Origin of the sequence: Mesorhizobium sp. LHD-90, from assembly GCF_030929505.1 — a bacterium.
GTDB lineage: Bacteria > Pseudomonadota > Alphaproteobacteria > Rhizobiales > Rhizobiaceae > Kumtagia.
Genome location: NZ_JAVFVV010000008.1, coordinates 134,147 through 152,330, shown reverse-complemented (window position 1 = coordinate 152,330; position 18,184 = coordinate 134,147). Strand labels below are relative to the sequence as shown.

At 64.4% G+C, this 18,184-nt stretch carries 10 protein-coding genes; 7 read left to right on the top strand and 3 right to left on the bottom strand.

What is annotated here, in order from left to right; genetic code table 11:
• The first annotated feature begins 3 nt into the window (after positions 1 to 3).
• From RB623_RS13215 to RB623_RS13205, 3 genes are all read left to right on the top strand, one after another.
• Positions 4 to 8,577: a GH36-type glycosyl hydrolase domain-containing protein gene (locus RB623_RS13215; RefSeq protein ID WP_308057309.1), complete on the top strand. Its 8,574-nt coding sequence runs from the start codon at positions 4 to 6 to the stop codon at positions 8,575 to 8,577.
• A gap of 221 nt (positions 8,578 to 8,798) precedes the next feature.
• Complete coding sequence (locus RB623_RS13210; protein ID WP_308057308.1) at positions 8,799 to 10,574, top strand: glucan ABC transporter ATP-binding protein/ permease; 1,776 nt, start codon at positions 8,799 to 8,801, stop codon at positions 10,572 to 10,574.
• 88 nt (positions 10,575 to 10,662) lie between these two features.
• Positions 10,663 to 11,457, top strand: a complete 795-nt coding sequence (locus RB623_RS13205) for a heme ABC transporter permease (RefSeq protein WP_308057307.1) — start codon at positions 10,663 to 10,665, stop codon at positions 11,455 to 11,457.
• Between the two features lie 9 nt (positions 11,458 to 11,466).
• Here RB623_RS13205 and RB623_RS13200 read toward each other — a convergent pair whose 3' ends face one another.
• From RB623_RS13200 to RB623_RS13190, 3 genes are all read right to left on the bottom strand, one after another.
• Positions 11,467 to 11,703 carry an Lrp/AsnC ligand binding domain-containing protein gene (locus tag RB623_RS13200; protein ID WP_308057306.1) on the bottom strand — a complete coding sequence of 79 codons (237 nt, stop codon included), beginning with the start codon at positions 11,701 to 11,703 and terminating at the stop codon, positions 11,467 to 11,469.
• A gap of 29 nt (positions 11,704 to 11,732) precedes the next feature.
• Positions 11,733 to 12,551, bottom strand: a complete 819-nt coding sequence (locus tag RB623_RS13195) for an alpha/beta hydrolase (protein ID WP_308057305.1) — start codon at positions 12,549 to 12,551, stop codon at positions 11,733 to 11,735.
• 141 nt (positions 12,552 to 12,692) lie between these two features.
• Positions 12,693 to 13,715, bottom strand: coding sequence for an aldo/keto reductase (locus tag RB623_RS13190; RefSeq protein WP_308057304.1), 1,023 nt, complete (start codon positions 13,713 to 13,715; stop codon positions 12,693 to 12,695).
• 131 nt (positions 13,716 to 13,846) lie between these two features.
• On the opposite strand from RB623_RS13190, the gene RB623_RS13185 reads away from it, so the two are divergent.
• The 4 genes from RB623_RS13185 (at position 13,847) to hxlB (ending at position 18,183) form a co-directional block, all read left to right on the top strand.
• Entirely contained in the window at positions 13,847 to 14,659 is an 813-nt protein-coding gene (locus RB623_RS13185; RefSeq protein ID WP_308057303.1) for a BtpA/SgcQ family protein, read from the top strand.
• A 204-nt stretch (positions 14,660 to 14,863) separates the two neighbouring features.
• Positions 14,864 to 15,985 carry a M42 family metallopeptidase gene (locus RB623_RS13180; protein WP_308057301.1) on the top strand — a complete coding sequence of 374 codons (1,122 nt, stop codon included), beginning with the start codon at positions 14,864 to 14,866 and terminating at the stop codon, positions 15,983 to 15,985.
• Positions 15,982 to 17,475, top strand: a complete 1,494-nt coding sequence (locus tag RB623_RS13175; protein ID WP_308057300.1) for an FGGY-family carbohydrate kinase — start codon at positions 15,982 to 15,984, stop codon at positions 17,473 to 17,475. Before RB623_RS13180 ends, RB623_RS13175 begins: the two co-directional genes overlap by 4 nt.
• 153 nt (positions 17,476 to 17,628) lie before the next feature.
• Positions 17,629 to 18,183, top strand: coding sequence for a 6-phospho-3-hexuloisomerase (gene hxlB, locus RB623_RS13170; protein ID WP_308057299.1), 555 nt, complete (start codon positions 17,629 to 17,631; stop codon positions 18,181 to 18,183).
• Position 18,184 lies beyond the last annotated feature (1 nt).

The window sequence follows — 18,184 nt, the reverse complement described above, 5'->3', positions numbered from 1 at the left end:
TTCATGAACATTCAGGCTCGGCCCGAAACCATCCAGACTGCAAACCTGCTGCTGCCCGCTGCGGGCGAGCAGCCGATCCGCTCCACTTTCCTCCAGGAGGACCGCCTGCGGGCGCTGGGCGAAAGCCTCGCTCGCGACGAGTTGGATAGCTTCTACGGCCTCACCGAGTTCGATTTCCAGGCGCGCCACCGCGACAATGCCGCCAAGATTCTGGAGACCTACCGGTCCATCAATTCGGCGCAGGCGCATGGCGAGCCGATAACGCCGGCCGCGCAATGGCTTCTCGACAACAACTACGTGGTCGAGGAGACGATTTTCCAGGTCAAGCGCGATCTGCCAAAGCGCTTCTACCGGCAACTGCCGACGATGAAGCTGCCGGGCGGCGGCGAAGTGCCGAGGGCGTTAGCGCTCGCCTGGATTTATGTGGCTCACTCCGACAGCGCCGTCTCTTCGCAGATGCTGCGGGCGCTGGTCGACGGCTACCAGGGCGTGGTGCCGTTCCGCATCGGCGAACTGTGGGCGCTTCCGTCGCTGCTGCGTTTCGTGCTGGTCGAGAACCTTCGCCGCATCGCCGTGCGCGTCAAGCGCGCCCGCGAGATGCGCCACACCGCCAACGACCTGGCGGACCGAGTGCTGGCCTCCAGCGACGGCGAGGATCGCCGCACCATCATGGCGCCCTATGCGGCGCATGCCCGCGATACGACTTTTTCGACGCAACTGCTTTACCGGCTGCGAGACGGGTCGCACAACGCCGGCGAGGCGCTGACCTGGCTCGAGGACGAACTGGAGAAATCCGGCTCTGACGCCGAGGAGATCACGCTCGGTGAGCACCGGACTCTGTCCGCCGGCAACGTCACGGCCGGCAACATTATCCGCGGGCTGCGCCTCATCAACGATGTCGACTGGCCGGAATGGTTCGAGGGCGTCAGCCGCATCGATGAATTGCTGCGCCAGCGCGGCGACTATGCCGACCTCGATTTCGAATCCCGCAACCAGTATCGCGGCGAGATCGAGGAACTCGCCCGCCGATCGGGCCTGTCTGAATTCGAAGTCGCGCAGCGGGCGACCGAGCTGGCCGGCATGTCGCCGAGGCAGGGCTCCATCCCCGACGAACATGGCCGGCCGACCGGCAGCGATGTCGGCTTCTTCCTGGTCGGGGAGCGGCGTCCGGAGCTGGAGACGGCGATCGGCTACAAGCCGGGTTTCGGCCGCCGGCTGGTCCGCGCCTTCCGCTCAACAGGATGGCTGGGCATCGTGGTTCCGGTTTTCATCCTCACGGTGGTGCTGCTGATTGCTTCCGGCATGGCGCTGGCTGGCATCGGCCTGCCAGGCTGGGCCATCGCCTTGATGCTTGTCCCGTTCGCCGTTCCGGCGAGCGAAGGCGCGATGTCCTTCTTCAACACCGTTGTGCTGCTGTTCCTCAAGCCGACCAGGCTACCCGGCTACGAATTCAAGGGGGGCATACCGCCGGCGGCGCGCACGCTGGTTGTTGTGCCGTCACTCATCAACTCGCGCGACGACGTCGAGGAGGCAGTGCGCACACTGGAGGTGCATCATCTTGCCAACATGAAGGGCGCGCTGCATTTCGCGCTGCTCTCCGATTGGCCGGACAGCGATACCGAGCAGAGCACGGCGGATCTCGAAATCCTGGAGCATGCGCGTGCCGAGATCGCGGGCCTCAACGAGCGCTATCCGTCGTACGGCGCGCCGAAATTCTATCTGCTGCACCGCCGCCGGCTGTTCAACGAGTCCGAAGGCTGCTGGATGGGCTGGGAGCGCAAGCGCGGCAAGCTGCATGAGCTGAACCTGCTGCTGCGTGGCGACGCCGATACGACTTTCCTACCGACCGAGCATGCGCTGCCGGGCGACATCGTCTATGTCATGACGCTCGACGCCGACACCAAGATGACCCGCGAGGTGGTCACCGAACTGGTTGGCAAGCTCGCGCATCCGCTCAACCGGCCGGAATACGACGCCAAGACCGGCAAGGTCATCCACGGCTATTCGATCCTGCAGCCACGCGTCACCGCATCGCTGACCACGGGAGACGAGGCCTCGTTTTTCCAGCGCGTATTCTCTGCCAATCGCGGTCTCGATCCCTACGTCTTCACCGTCTCGGATCTTTATCAGGACGTGTTCGGGGAGGGGACGTTTACCGGCAAGGGCCTCTATCATGTCGACGCCTTCGAGGCGGCGCTGAGGGGGCGCATCCCGGAAAACACCGTCCTTAGCCACGATTTGCTGGAAGGCGCCTACAGCCGCGCCGCCCTGGTCACCGACGTGGAAGTGGTGGAGGACTATCCGACCCGCTACTCGGTCGACGCCTCGCGCCATCATCGCTGGGCGCGCGGCGACTGGCAGTTGTTGCCCTTCATCCTCGATCCCGCTTCCGGCGTCCCCGCGATATCGCGCTGGAAGATGGTGGACAATCTGCGCCGCTCGATCACTCCGATCTTCTGGGTAATGGCGACGATCGCCGGCTGGGCGCTGCTGCCCTTCACGCAGGCCGCCCAATGGCAGGCGCTGCTTATCCTCAGCCTGTTCATGGCGCCGACCTTCGACGTGGTCGACGCCATATTGCCGAAGAGCAACGACGCCACGGCGCGCGGTCATTTCAACGCGCTGTTCCGCGACGCGGTGTTCGCAACCGCCATGGTGGCGCTGAAGATCGTTCTGATGGCCCATACGGCCTGGATGATGGGCGACGCCATCATCCGCACGCTCTATCGCCTGTTCGTCAGCCGCAAGCACATGCTGGAATGGCGCACCGCCTCGCAGGCGTACAAATCCGGCGACAACACGCTGATCTCCTACTACCGCATGATGTACGGCGCGGTCATCGTCGCCATTGTCGGGCTGGTCATTCCCGTCATGGCGGATTCCACCGGCGCCTTCGTCGCCTTCTTCTTCGCCATCTTCTGGGCGGGCTCGCCGGCTTTCGCCTGGCTGATCAGCCGCTCGGCCGAAACCGAGGACCGGCTGCGGGTTTCGACCGCGGACCGCAAGACTCTGAGGGCGATCGCCAGGCGCACCTGGGCCTATTTCGAAGCCACCGTCACCGCCGAGCAGCATTTTCTGCCGCCCGACAATTTCCAGGAAACGCCGATCCCCGTTGTCGCGCCGCGCACCTCGCCGACCAATATCGGCGTCTACCTGCTGTCCGTCGTCTCGGCGCGCGATTTCGGCTGGATCAGCCTTTCGGAAGCAGTCACCCGCATCGACCAGACCATGACGACGATCGAGGGTATGGAGCGCTTCAAGGGCCATCTCTACAACTGGTACGAGACCAACACGCTGCGGCCGCTCTATCCGCTGTACATTTCGGCGGTAGACAGCGGCAATCTGGCCGGCCACCTTGTCGCGGTGGCGGCCGCGTGCAACGAGTGGTCGGAAGCACCGTCCGTGCATCTGCAGGGCGAGTTCGACGGCCTGCTCGACACCGTCACGATCCTCGATGAAACGCTTGACGAACTGCCGGACGACCGACGCCAGCTCCGGCCGCTGCGCCAGCGTCTGCGCGACCGCATCGAGGGCGTCCAGCGCGCCGTCGAGACGATCAAGGGTCAGCCGGAAATGGCCTCGATCCGCACCATCAACCTGACCGTGCTGGCGGGCGAGATCCGCAAGCTCGCTGGCGCCATGCATGCCGAGGTCAATTCGCAGAAGAGCGAGGCGCTCTCCGACTGGGCGGAGAAGCTGCTGGCGACCTGCGAGGCGCATGTGCATGACGCGCACAGCGACGACAAGGCAGTCGACGGTTTGCGCGACAAGCTGATCGAGCTCAGGGACCGCACACGCAAATTCGCTTTCGAGATGAATTTCTCCTTCCTGCTGAGGCAGGACCGCAAGCTCCTGTCGATCGGCTACCGGGTCGAGCAGCATCAGCTCGACGAGGCCTGCTACGATCTTCTCGCCTCGGAAGCGCGCCTAACCAGCCTGTTCGCCATCGCCAAGGGCGATATCCCGACCGACCACTGGTTCCGGCTCGGCCGGCCGATCGTCGAGATCGGCTTCAAGGGCGCGCTGCTTTCGTGGTCCGGCTCGATGTTCGAATATTTGATGCCGCCGCTGGTGATGAAAGAGCCGCAAGGCGGCATCCTCAACCAGACCAACAAGCTGATCGTCCACCGCCAGATCCAATATGGGCGATCGAAGCGCATTCCGTGGGGCATCTCGGAAGCCGCCTACAACGCGCGCGACCGCGAGATGACCTACCAGTACACGAATTTTGGAGTGCCGGGCCTCGGCCTGAAACGCGGTCTTGCGCAGAACACCGTGATCGCCCCCTATGCGACAATTCTTGCGGCGCAGTTCATGCCCCGCGAAGCGGTCCGCAACCTCGAACGGCTGCGTTCCATCGGTGCGCTCGGGCGCTATGGCTTCCACGATGCGGTGGACTTTACCCCGCAGCGCGTGCCGGAGGGCACCGACCATGCGATCGTCTACAACTATTATGCCCACCACCAGGGCATGTCGATCGCGGCGGTCGCCAACGGCATCTTCGAGGGAAGACTGCGCGACCGCTTCCACAGCGATCCGGTGATCGAGGCGGCCGAACTGCTGCTGCAGGAAAAGGCGCCGCGCGACATTCCGGTGGCCACCGTGCGCACCGAGGCCGACGACGAGGTCGGCGTCGAGCCGGACGAGACCAGCAACGACAGCCGCACCATTCTCAACCCGGCGCATGCGCTGCGCGCCACCAACCTGATGTCCAACGGTCGCTACTCTGTGATGGTGACGGCCACTGGCGTCGGCTACAGCCGCTGGCAGGATCTGGCGATCACCCGCTGGCGAGGCGATCCGTCCGAGGATCGCGACGGCTCCTTCATCTTCCTGCGCGACGTGGAGACCGGCGACTGGTGGTCGGCCACCGTCGAGCCGCGCCGCGCCGCGGGCGAAAAAGTCTTTGCTCATTTCACCGACGACAAGGCGACCTTTAACAAGACCGTCGGCACGCTGCGCTCCGAGCTGGAATGCATCGTCGTGTCGGAAGGCAATGGCGAAGGCAGGCGGATCAGCATCTACAATGACGGCGACGTCGACCGCCACATCGAGGTGACCTCCTTCGCCGAATTCGTGCTGGGGCTGGACGCCAACGACGTGGCGCATCCGCTGTTCTCGAAGATGTTCGTCGAGACCGAGATCGGACGAGGTGGCAACACCATCTTCGCGCGCCGCCGCAAGCGGGCGTCGAACGAGCCGGACATCGAGGCGGCGCATTTCGTTTCCGACGCTTCGGGCGTTTCCCGCGAGACCGAGGCGGAGACGGACCGCCGTGCCTTCATCGGCCGAGGCCGCACCATCGCCGATCCGGCCGCGTTCGACCGCGGCGCAGCGCTGGGCGGCGGTGCCGGCTTCGTGCTCGATCCGATCATGGCACTGCGGCGGCGTGTGCGCGTGCCTGCCAACAAGAAGGTGCAGTTGACGTTCTGGACGGTGGTCGGCGCCAATCGCGGCGAGCTGGATGCCATGGTCGCGCTGCTCGACCACCCCGACAGTTTTGCCCGCCAGGCCATGCTGTCCTGGACGCGCTCGCAGGTGCAGACCCGCCATATGGGGCTGAGTCTCGCCGACGCCTCCAACATTCAGCGCCTGGCGCGCTACCTGATCTATCCGGATCCGTTCCTGCGCGCCGCCCCGGACACGATCTCGGCGGGCCTTGGAAAGCAGTCGACGCTGTGGCCGATGGCGATCTCCGGCGATTTCCCGATCTTCACCGTGCGCATCGGCGATGTCGCCGACCTGGAAATCGTCGCGCAGGCGCTCCGCTATCAGGAATACATGCGCGCCAGAGGCATGGTCGCCGATCTGGTGATACTCAACGAGCAGGCGGCGTCCTATGTGCAGGACCTGCAGCAGGCGATCGAATCGCTTTGCGAGAACAGCCGTTTGCGTGGCACGGAGCTCGGGCCGCGCCAGCATATTTTCGCCGTCCGGCGCGACCTGATGGACGAGGAATCCTACCGGACTCTGCTATCCGTGGCGCGGATCGTGCTGCACACGCGCAACGGCACCGTATTCGATCAGGTGGAGCGCGCCGAAGCCGAGGCGCTCAAAGCGCGCGACGCTCAGATCGCGGCCGCGCAACTGGCCGCCGGCGTGGACGACGGCCGTTTGCCGGTCCGCATTGAGGGACGGGATATCGCCGCTGACGGTTCCGGGCTGGAATTCTGGAACGGTTTCGGCGGTTTCGCCGACGGCGGCCGCGACTATGTCGTGCGGCTTGCCGGAACGCGCACCACGCCGCAGCCCTGGATCAATGTCATTGCCAATCAGTCCTTCGGCTTCCACACCTCCGCCGAAGGCGCGTCCTTCACCTGGAGCCGAAATAGTCGCGACTTCCAGTTGACGCCGTGGTCGAACGACCCGGTTGTCAACCGCCCCGGCGAGGCCATCTATGCCTACGACCACGCCAGCCGCAGACTGTTTTCGCCATTCGCGGCGGTGGCCCGCGATCCGGCGATGACCTATGAGGCCAGGCACGGCCAAGGCCACAGCACATTCCTCGCCAAGCGAGGCACGCTGTCGCTCGAACTGACGCAGGTGGTCGATCCCAAGGATCCGGTGAAGGTGGCGCGGCTGAAACTGCGCAACACCGGCTCGCTGGAAGCCAAGGTCACCGTCTACGCCTATGCCGAATGGGTGCTGGGCAACAATCGCGCGCTTTCAGCGCCGAATATCGTGCCGTCGATCGATACCGAGACTGGCGCCTTGCTCGCCCGCAATCCCTACAGCCTGGATTTCTCCGACCGATTTGCCTTCCTGGCGAGCGACGAGAAGGCTCAGTCTTTGACCACCGACCGTGGCGAATTCATTGGGCCGCAAGGCTCGGTGGAGTGGCCGGCGGCTGCTGCCGGCGGGCTGGCGCTCTCGGGCAGGGTCGAGGCCGGGCTCGATCCTTGCGCCGCCATGGCGCGCGAGATCGAGATCGCGCCGGGCGCGGAGGCTACGGTTATCTGGCTGATCGGCGATTCCGGCTCGCCCGAAGAAGCGGGCATGCTTGTCGCGCGCCACCGGGCCAAGGATTTCGACGAACGTCTGGCCGAAAACGAGGCGACTTGGCGCGGCTTCCTCGACACGCTGCAGGTCGAGACGCCGGACAAGAGCCTCGATGCGATGGTCAACAACTGGCTCCCCTATCAAAGCCTCGCCTGCCGCATCCGTGCGCGCTCGGCCTTTTACCAGGCGAGCGGCGCCTTCGGGTTCCGCGACCAGTTGCAGGATACGCTGGCCTTCCTCCTTCACGATCCGAGCCTCGCGCGTGAGCAGGTGCTCAATGCGGCATCGCGCCAGTTCCCGGAGGGCGACGTACAGCACTGGTGGCTGCCGCGCACAGGCGCCGGCGTGCGAACGACGATCTCGGATGACGTCGTCTGGCTGGCCTATGCGACCGCCCATTTCGTCGACGTGACCGGCGATCGGGCAATCCTCGACAGGAAGGTGCCGTTCATCTCGGGCCAGGTTCTCAAGGAAGGGGAGCACGACGCCTTCTTCACGCCAGAGCCGACACGCGAGACCGCGACACTTTACGAGCATTGCGCGCGCGCTCTCAATCTCGCGATTTCCCGGTCGGCCGAAAGCGGGCTGCCGCTCATCCTCGGCGGCGACTGGAACGACGGCATGAATGGCGTCGGTCTCCACGGCAAGGGTGAAAGCGTCTGGCTGGGCTGGTTCCTGCTCAAGGTGCTGGGCGACTTTTCGCCGATCGCGCGCGACCGCGGAGACGCCGCGAACGCGACGAAGTGGCAAAGCCATGCGGCCAAGCTGAAGAAGGCGCTCGAACATTCCGCCTGGGACGGGGAATGGTACAGGCGCGGAAGCTATGACGACGGCTCGCCGCTCGGTTCGCACAAATCGGACGAATGCCAGATCGATTCCATCGCGCAGTCATGGAGCGTATTGGCCGGCGGCGACCGCGAGCGCTCGGAGCAGGCGATGCAGTCGGCGTACGAACGGCTGGTCGATCCCGAACTCGACATCGTCAAGCTGTTCACACCGGCCTTCTCGAAGACTAAGAAAGAGCCCGGCTACATAAAAAGCTATCCGCCGGGCGTGCGCGAGAACGGCGGCCAGTACACGCATGCGGCGACCTGGTTCGTCATCGCTCTGGCAAGAATGGGGCGGACGGACGACGCGTGGCGCTGCTTCCGCATGCTCAATCCGATCAACCACGCAACGGACGAGGCGGCGGCTGAGCGCTATCGCGTCGAGCCCTACGTCGTTGCCGCGGACGTCTATTCAAGCGACGACAAAGGCGGGCGCGGCGGCTGGACCTGGTACACGGGCTCGGCCGGCTGGCTCTATCGCGCGGCGGTGGAAGGCATTCTCGGCATCACCCGCAAGGGCGACGAAGTGCTTGTGGAACCAGCGATTCCCGACGCCTGGGACGGTTTCTCGGCGACGCTGACCGTTGCAGGGAAGCGCTACGAGATAAAGGTCTCGCGCGAGGCCGGCACGGGCAAGGTGAACGTTCAGGTCAATGGCAAGAAGGCGAAGGCGGGGCGCTTCCGCCTGGAGAAACGGCCTCAGGCCGACGAACGGTCGAACGTCATACAACTGAAGGGTGCCAAAGGCTAAGATCACAAATCGGTCAGAATCCGCCATTATTCTGCCGCAGCGTGGCCATTTTTCCTTATATCTCAAATCGTTATCCGATCACGAAAAGTTGCGCGATGTTGTGATCTTTTGTTCGATTTGGGGGAACCCGATGTGTAGTCGGCCATTGAAGTGCGGAGCCGCAGCCAGTACGTCTTCCCGGATTGCTGCAACGCACAATGTTTCACGTATGAGGTAATCACGTGACTTTGTTTGAGGTGTACTGGCGGGCGCTGAGGTACCTTGCGGCTGAAAAGCACAAGGTGGCGCTGATTTGCGCCGCCAATGTCGCGCTTGGCATGGTCACCATCGCCGAGCCCGTTCTGTTCGGTCAGATCATCGACGCCATCGCCAACAAGGACGACCTCGTCGACTCGCTCGCGCTCTGGGCCGGGCTCGGCGCCTTCAACATCGTCGCATTCGTTCTGGTCGCGCGTGGCGCCGACCGCCTGGCGCATGCGCGCCGTGTTTCGGTGCTGTGCGAATCCTTCGAGCGGGTCATCTCAATGCCGCTCTCCTGGCATCAAAAGCGGGGCACCTCCAACGCCCTCCACACGCTCTTGCGCGCCGTCGAGACGCTGTTCGCCCTCTGGCTGGAATTCATGCGCACCCACCTGTCGACGGCCGTCGCGCTGCTGCTGCTCATCCCGACGGCCATGGCCATGGATCTGCGCATGTCCGGTGTGCTGCTGATGCTCGGCGTGGTCTATGTCGCGGTCGGCCGGCTGGTGATGCGCAAGACCAAGGACGGCCAGGCGCGTGTCGAGACGCACTTCCACGAGGTCGTCTCCCACGTCACCGATTCTGTGAGCAACGTCACCGTGCTGCAGAGCTACAACCGCGTCACACAGGAGACCGAGGCGCTCAAGACCTACACGCGCCGCCTGCTCGACGCGCAGTTCCCGGTGCTCGACTGGTGGGCGCTGGCCAGCGCACTGCATCGGCTGTCGGCGACGATCTCGATGATGGTCGTGCTTTTGATCGGCGCGCTGCTCGTGCAGAGCGGCCAGTTGCGCATCGGCGACATCGTCGCCTTCACCGGCTTCGCTACGCTGCTGATCAGCAGGCTGGACCAGCTTTCGGCCTTTGCCAACCAGATCTTCGAGGCGCGCGCCAAGCTCGAGGCGTTCTATGATCTGGAGCAGGCCGCCGCGGTCGCCGCCGAGCCGGAAGGCCTCCGCGAACTGGAGAACGTCAGCGGCCAGGTGCGGTTCGACGATGTCAGCTTCGCCTTCCCCGATACCGGCGAAGGCCTCGAGGACGTTTCCTTCGAGGTGAAGGCAGGCCAGACGGTTGCCATCGTCGGCCCGACCGGCGCGGGCAAGACGACGCTCATCAACCTCCTGCAGCGCGTGCACACGCCCAGGCACGGCCGCATCCTGATCGATGGCACCGACATCGCCACGGTGACCAAGCATTCGCTGCGGCAGTCGATCGCCGCGGTGTTCCAGGATGCCGGCCTTTTCAACCGCTCGATCGAGGACAACATCCGCATCGGGCGCGACAGCGCGCGCAATGTCGAGATCCACGCCGCCGCCGAGGCGGCCGCCGCACAGGAGTTCATCCTCGCCAAGAGCGAAGGTTATGACACCCGGGTCGGCGAGCGTGGCGGCCACCTGTCGGGCGGCGAGCGCCAGCGCGTGGCAATCGCCCGCGCCATTCTGAAGAACGCGCCTATCCTCGTCCTCGACGAGGCGACCAGCGCCCTCGACGTGGAGACCGAGGCTCGCGTCAAGGACGCCATCGACGCGTTGCGCAAGGGCCGCACGACGTTCATCATCGCGCACCGGCTGACCACCGTGCGCGACGCCGATCTCGTGATCTTCATGGACAAGGGCCGCGTCGTCGAGATGGGCGGCTTCGGCGAACTGTCGGCGAGGAACGGCCGCTTCGCCGCGCTGCTGCGCGCCGGCGGCCTGCTGTCGGATGACCAGGTCCGCCGCTTGAGCCGCATCTCGCTGAAGGACGAGGCTGCCTGAGGCTGCGCGGGAACCGTAGGCGGAACGGAAAGCAGCTTCGACCTTTCGTCGCGTTGCGGCGATACGGCGCGCGGGCTATGTAAAGCCGATGAGCGAGACAAGCGGCAGCGACAGGGTTTCCGGCACGGGGTGGTGGACAGAACTCGCCAATCCGACGCGGTTCCTGATGCTTGCCGGCCGGTTGCTGCCGTGGCTTGTCGCCGCTTCGGTGCTTCTGCTTGCCTTCGGCCTTTATCTGTCCTTCACCGCGCCTGGAGACTATCAGCAAGGCATCACGGTGCGGATCATGTATATCCACGTGCCGTTCGCCTGGCTGTCGATGATGTGTTACACGCTGATGGCGATCTCGGCGGTAGGCACCCTGGTCTGGCGTCACCCGCTCGCCGATGTCGCGCTGAAGTCCGCCGCACCGATCGGCGCTGCATTCACCGTGCTGGCGCTGCTCACGGGCTCGATCTGGGGCAAGCCGATGTGGGGCACCTGGTGGGTATGGGACGCCCGCCTCACCTCCGTTTTCGTGCTGTTCCTGATGTATCTCGGCATCATCGCGCTGACGCGGGCGCTCGACGATCCGGCGCGCTCGGCCCGCGCCGCGGCGATCATCACGCTGGTGGGCTTCGTCAACATCCCCATCATTAAGTTCTCGGTCGAATGGTGGAACACGCTGCACCAGCCCGCCTCGGTGATCCGCCTCGACGGACCGACCATCCATCCGAGCCTGTTGTGGCCGCTGCTGGTGATGGCGGTCGGTTTCACGGTGCTGTTCTTTGCGTTGCACCTGATGGCGATGCGCAATGAGATCCTTGGCCGCCGCGTCGCTGCCATGCGGCAGATCGCGGCCCGCCGCGCCGAGCGTGGGGCCGCAGTCAGAACGGTCTCGTAGACGGTTCGCTCAGAACGCCGTAAAAGTCAGCGTCGTCAGTGAGCGCACGATGCCCGGCACGTTGGCGATGTTTTCATTGATGAATTTGCCGATGTCGACCTCGTCCTCGAGGTAGATCTTCATCAAGAGGTCGTACTCGCCGCTGGTCGAATAGAGTTCCGACACGACCTCGCGTTCGTACAGGGCATTGGCGACCTCATAGGTCTTGCCCGGAACGCATTGAAGCTGGACGAAGACGGCTCGCATGGAAACTCCGGTTGTCTACGCGACCCTTCTTACAGGGCAAGCAGCGAACGGACCAGAGCATGGTTGGGGTCGGTCAGCCCTTCGATGACGCTAAAATGGTGTTTTGCCGGCTCGATGACGATGTCCGGCGTCACGCCGCTCCAAGCGTCCTGCATCAATTGCGTCTGGCGCACGAATTCCGGGCGCTCGTCGCCGCCGACCCAGAAGGTGATCTTTGTCCCGTCGAGAGGCGAAAGCAGGGCCGGGCTCTCGCGTTCGGACTCGGCCAAGTCCAGCTTCAGCGTTTCGACCATCCTGGTGTTGAGCAGCGGGCGCAGGTCGTGGACACCAGAAATAGAGACGGTTTTTCGCAGCCGGGACAACAGGTTACCCGAAAGCGGCGAGGTCGCCGAGACCATGCGCGAGACCAGATGCCCGCCGGCGGAATGGCCGGTGAGATGAACTGGGCCGCCGATTTCTTTTGCGGCGACGGAAATGGCGTCGCCGATCTGCCTGGTGATGTCGGAAATGCGGGCTTCCGGGCACAGCACATAGCTCGGCACGGCGACCGCGAAGCCTCGCTCGACCGCGCCCTTGGCCAGATGCGAAAAGGTCTTGCTGTCGAACAACATCCAGTAGCCACCGTGAACGATTACCACCAGCCCTAGTGGCTTTCCTTCAGGCAAGAACAGGTCCAGCCGGTTGCGCGGATGCGGGCCGTAGGCGATGTCGGCGCGCATGCGGCCCTGCCGCGAAAGCGTGTCGCGGAAGGTTTTGGCATCGACCGGCCACCCGTCGACGATGATATCTGCGTCGTTGATGTAGGCGCGGTTGGCGTAGGCATCGTCCCAATCGGTGATCTTTTCCATTTTCCGTTTTCTCTCAAAGACTTAGAGGCATTGCTCCATGCCCCGCCAAGCGCCCGGACGCCTCGCGCCGGGACCGCGTGAAGTCCGGAAGAATCAACAACTTCAACGCCTTGCGCCGCGCACGCCTGTCGAAACCCGCAATCAGTTTGTCGGAGCGTCCTTTCTGAGCAGGTTTTCCGCCTTCAGATCGGCCCATAGGCTTGCCGGGACCTTCGTTTCGACGAGCGCGCGATTGCTCTCCACTTCGGCGACTCGCTGTCCGCCCGGAATGACCGAGACGACCGAAGGATGCGAAAGCGGAAACTGCAACGCTGCCTCGATCAGCCGGACGCCGTGGCGCTTGCACACCGCCTCGATGCGGGTGACGCGATCGAGAATCTCCTGCGGCGCCTCGGAATAGTTGTAGAAGGCGCCGGGCTTCGCACCGGTGGCGAGAATGCCGGAATTGTAGGGACCGCCAAGCACGATGCCGATGCCGCGATTCTGGCAAAGCGGCAGGAAGGTGTCGAGCGCCTCCTGTTCGAGCAGCGTATAGCGGCCGGCGAGCAGGAACAGGTCGAAGTCGCCGCGTTTGGCCAGCGTCTGCGCCATCTGCCATTCGTTGATGCCGCCGCCGATCGCCTTGACGACTCCCTGGTCGCGCAGCGAGACCAGCGCGCCATAGCCGGAGCGCATGAATTCCTCGATGCGGGCGTCGGCGGCCTGCTTGCTGCCGTGGGTGAAGATGTCGAGGTCGTGCGCGAACAGGATGTCGATACGGTCGATGCCGAGCCGTTCCAGCGAGAATTCGACGGAGCGCATGACGCCGTCAAAACTGTAGTCGTAGACCTCGCGGCGCGACGGGGTGTCGAAGAACTTGCCGATGCCGGTGCGCTCCTCCGGCGTCGAGACGCGCATGAGGCGGCCGACCTTGGTCGACAGCACATAGTCGTCACGGCGTTTTCCGCGCAGGAAGCGGTTGAGCCGGGTTTCCGAGAGGCCGAGTCCGTAGAGCGGCGCGGTGTCGTAATAGCGCACGCCGGTATCCCAGGCTTTCTCCAGGATCGCCTGGGCGTCGTCGTCGGAGATGGAGCGGTAGAGGTTGCCGAGCGGGGCGCTACCGAAGCCGAGTTCGGTGAAATCCAGACCGCCATTGCCGATCCGGTCGAAATGCCTGACTTTCATATACCGTTCCCTCTCCGAATTTGGACCGGACACTAGCAACTGTGTGGTACGACCAAAAGTCCGTGGAAGCGTTGGACAGGCATTTTTCCGGTTGCTAAGCATGCGCCGGAAACAAGCGGTTCGAGGCAAGAGTGACCCAGAAATTCAGGAACGTTTTCGGCGCCGGCAAGCCGGTGATCGCCATGGTGCATTTCGGCGCGCTGCCGGGGTCGCCCCTCTACGACGCCAAGGGCGGGCTGGAGGCGCTGATCGACGGCGTGACCAAGGACCTCGGCGCCCTGCAGAAAGCCGGCGTGGACGCCGTCATGTTCGGCAACGAGAATGACCGGCCCTACGAGTTCCAGGTCGATACGGCTTCCACCGCCACCATGGCCTATGTGATCGGCAAAGTGCGCGACAAGATCACGGTGCCGTTCGGCGTCAATGTGCTGTGGGATCCGATGGCGTCGGTCGCGCTGGCCGCTGCGACGGGCGCGGCCTTCGTGCGCGAGATTTTCACGGGCACCTACGCTTCCGACATGGGGCCGTGGACGCCGGATGCCGGCAAGGCGATGCGCTACCGCGACCGGCTGCATCGCTCCGACCTGGCGCTGCTTTACAACGTCTCGGCCGAATTCGCCTATTCGCTCGACCAGCGCTCGCTGCCCGACCGCGCCCGCTCGGCGGTGTTTTCGAGCATCCCGGACGCTATCCTGGTTTCCGGGCAGATCACCGGCGAGGCGGCCTCGATGAGCGATCTGGAAGCAGTCAAGAAGGTGCTGCCGACCACGCCGGTGCTGGCCAACACGGGCGTCAAGCACGCGACGATCGCAGATGTGCTGAAGATCGCCGACGGCGTCATCGTCGGTTCGTCGCTGAAGGTCGATGGCAATACGTGGAACGCGGTCGACCCGGATCGCGCGGCGGAGTTCATGCGGCTCGCAAGAGCGGCGCGGGGCGCGTGAGGGAATTCACTTTGGAGGAGTTGAAGCACCCCCTCACCGGCCCTTCGGGCCACCTCTCCCCCTGCCCGGGGGAGAGGAGAGCAGCTTCGGCGATTGGCGCTCATCTTGCGGCCGGCGCTCCTCTCCCTCGGGCAGGGGGAGAGGTGGCCCGAAGGGCCGGTGAGGGGGTGCATAAGGCACATCGAACAGCACGGAGAGGCCTCCATGGCTAACGACATCTCCATGCACGACCGCCTCCGCACGCTCCTCACCGAGTTGATGCTGATCCCCGGCCTCAGCGGACATGAGGGCCGCGTGCGGCGCTATCTGGCCGCCGAACTGCGAGCCCTGGGACTGACGACCACCACCGATCGCCTCGGCAACCTGATCGCCACGCTGAAGGGCGAAACGGGCGCGCCTGATGTCATGCTGTTCACCCACATGGATCAGCTCGGTTTCGTCGTGCGCAAGATCGAGAACGACGGTTTCATCCGCGTCGAGCGGCTGGGCGGCGTGCCCGAGCGGGCGCTGCCGTCGCAGGCGGTGACGATCTGTATCGGCGAGGGCAGGGACCGTGTCGGCCTGATCGCCAACAAGAGCCACCACGCCACCACGCCGGACGAGAAATACAAGGTCGTGCCCTATATGGACCTCTATATCGACGCTGGCTTTTCGAGCCGCGCCGAGGCGGAGGCCGCCGGCGTGCTGATCGGCACGCCGATCGTCTATAGGCCGCAGGTGATCGAGCTTTCCCAGACGCGCATCGCCGGAACCTCGGTCGACGACCGCGCCGGCTGCGCGGTGATCGTCGAGGCGGCGCGGGCTCTTGTCCAGGCCGCCAGGCGGGCGACCGTGCATTTTGTCTTTTCCGTGCAAGAGGAATTCAACCTGCGCGGCGCGCTGACGGCCGCACAGGTGCTGAAGCCAGGCATTTGCATCCAGCTTGACCTGCTGCTTGCGACCGACACGCCCGACATGGCCTATCGCGGCAATGTGACCATGGGCGGCGGCCCGGGCATGAGCCTCTATTCCTTCCACGGGCGCGGCACGCTGAACGGCACGATTCCCCATCCGGCGCTGGTGTCGCTGTTCGAGACGGCGAGCCGGGCTGAAAACATCCCGTTGCAGCGCAGCGCCCATACCGGCGCGCTGACCGATTCCTCATACGTGCAACTGGTGGAGGGCGGGGTAGCATCGATCGATGTCGGTTTTCCGATGCGCTATTCGCACTCTTCGCTGGAGGTAGTCGATCTCGGCGATCTGGAGCAGCTTACGCGCCTGCTGGTGGCGGGGATTTCTTCGATCGACAAGGGTTTCAGCCTGGAGCGGGACGATTTCATCGCATGAGCTACACACTCGGCATCGACATCGGAACCTTCGAATCGAAAGGCGCGATCGTCGACGGATCGGGCAACGTCGTCGCCACGGCGGCAAGGCCGCACAAGATGCTGGTGCCGCAGCCCGGCTGGGCCGAACACCGGCCGAAGCAGGACTGGTGGGGCGATTTCTGCTTCATCTCGAAAAAGATGCTGGCCGAAAGCGGCATCGACCCCAAGGCGATCAAGGCCATCGGCACCAGCGCCATCGGCCCTTGCATGCTGCCGGTCGATGCCGAAGGGGAAGCGCTGTCGAACGCTGCGCTCTACGGCGTGGATAACCGGGCGGTGGTCGAGATCGAGGAACTGACGGAGCGGATCGGCGCGACAAAAATCCTCGACCGTTGCGGCAATGCGCTGACCACACAATCGGTCGGCCCGAAAATCCTGTGGTTGAAGAAGAATCGCCCGGAACTCTATGAAAAGGCGGCGAAAGTCGTCACCTCGACCACCTATCTGGTGCAGAAGCTGACCGGCGAATGCGTGGTCGACCACTATTCGGCGGCGAATTTTTCGCCACTCTACGAGATCGACGTGAAAGGGTGGAGCGCCGCACTGGCGCCCGACATCATCGAGCCCGACCGGCTGCCAAAAGTGTTGTGGACGACCGACATAGCCGGGCAGGTGACGAAGAAGGCGGCGCGGGAGACCGGGCTGGCGGCAGGCACGCCGGTGATTGCCGGCACCATCGACGCGGCCGCCGAAGCGCTCAGCGTTGGCGTGACAAGAGCCGGCGACATGATGGTGATGTACGGATCGACCATCTTCATCATCATGCTGTCGCAAAGGCGCATCCAGGACGGGCGGCTCTGGTACGCGCCCTGGCTGTTTCCCGGTGAGCACGCCTCGATGTCGGGCCTTGCGACCAGCGGCACGCTGACCCACTGGTTCCGCGACCAGTTTGCGAAGGATCTGCCGTTCGAAAGCGCATTCCGCACGCTGACCAAGGAGGCGGAAAAATCGCCGCCCGGCGCCAACGGCGTGATCATGCTGCCGCACCTGTCCGGCGAGCGCACGCCAATCCACGACTCGAACGCCAAGGGTGTGATCTTCGGGTTGAACCTGACGCACGGTCGCGGCGACCTTTATCGCGCGGCGGTCGAAGGCATCGCCTGCGGTACCAACTGGATCTTCGAAACCTATCGCGAGATCGGCGAGGCGCCGAAAACGCTGCTGGCGGTGGGCGGCGGCACCAAGAATCCCGTCTGGCTCCAGGCGACCTCGGACGTTTCCGGCATGCCGCAGACGGTGCGCGAGCGCTCGTTCGGCGCAAGCTATGGCGACGCTTTTCTGGCGGCGCTGGCGATCGGCGCGGCGAAAAAGAGCGATATCGGCGCGTGGAACCCGACGGCGCGAAAAGTCTCGCCGCGCGGGAAATTCCGCGGGGTCTATGACAAGCAGTATTCAATCTTCAAGCGCGTCTACGGCCAGACGAAGGACTTGATGGCGGAATTATCATGATGGATCCATTGAGATTCCAGCCAGGGTGGGCTGCAAATGGCGCTTTTCTGCGCTTCCGGTGCTCGTGTACCGAAACGTACACTCCGCTCGTCGCTTTGCGACCCCGACAAAACACCATTTTCGCCTCACCCTGACCGGAATCTCAACGGACCCATGACGACATTGTTCAAAACCGCGCTGGACGAGTTGGGAGCGGTGCTCGGCCGCGTGGACGAGACTGAGGTCGACCAGGTCTGCAAGATGCTGGCGCAGGCCGGGCGCATCGGCACCCATGGGCTCGGGCGCGAAGGCTTGCAGATGCGCGGCTTCGCGATGCGCCTGTTCCATCTCGGCATGCCGGTCGGCGTGGTGGGCGACATGACCATGCCGCCGCTGGGCAAGGGCGACATTTTTCTCGCTTCCTCCGGGCCGGGTGAGACGACGACGGTACTGACGCTGATGCAGGTGGCGAAGGACGCCGGCGCCACGGTGGTCGCGCTGACGGCCGAGCCGCACGGTAGTGCGGCGAAGCTGGCCGACGTGACGCTGCTCATCCCGGCGCAGACCATGGCCAGCGACCGGGGCGCGGCCAAAACCTCGGTGCTGCCGATGGGTTCGGCCTTCGAGGGCGCGCTGTTCGTGCTGTTCGAGGTGATGGTGCTGAAACTGAAGGCGCTGAAAAACGCCTCGCCGGAAGAGATACGGGCGCGGCATACCAACATGGAGTAGC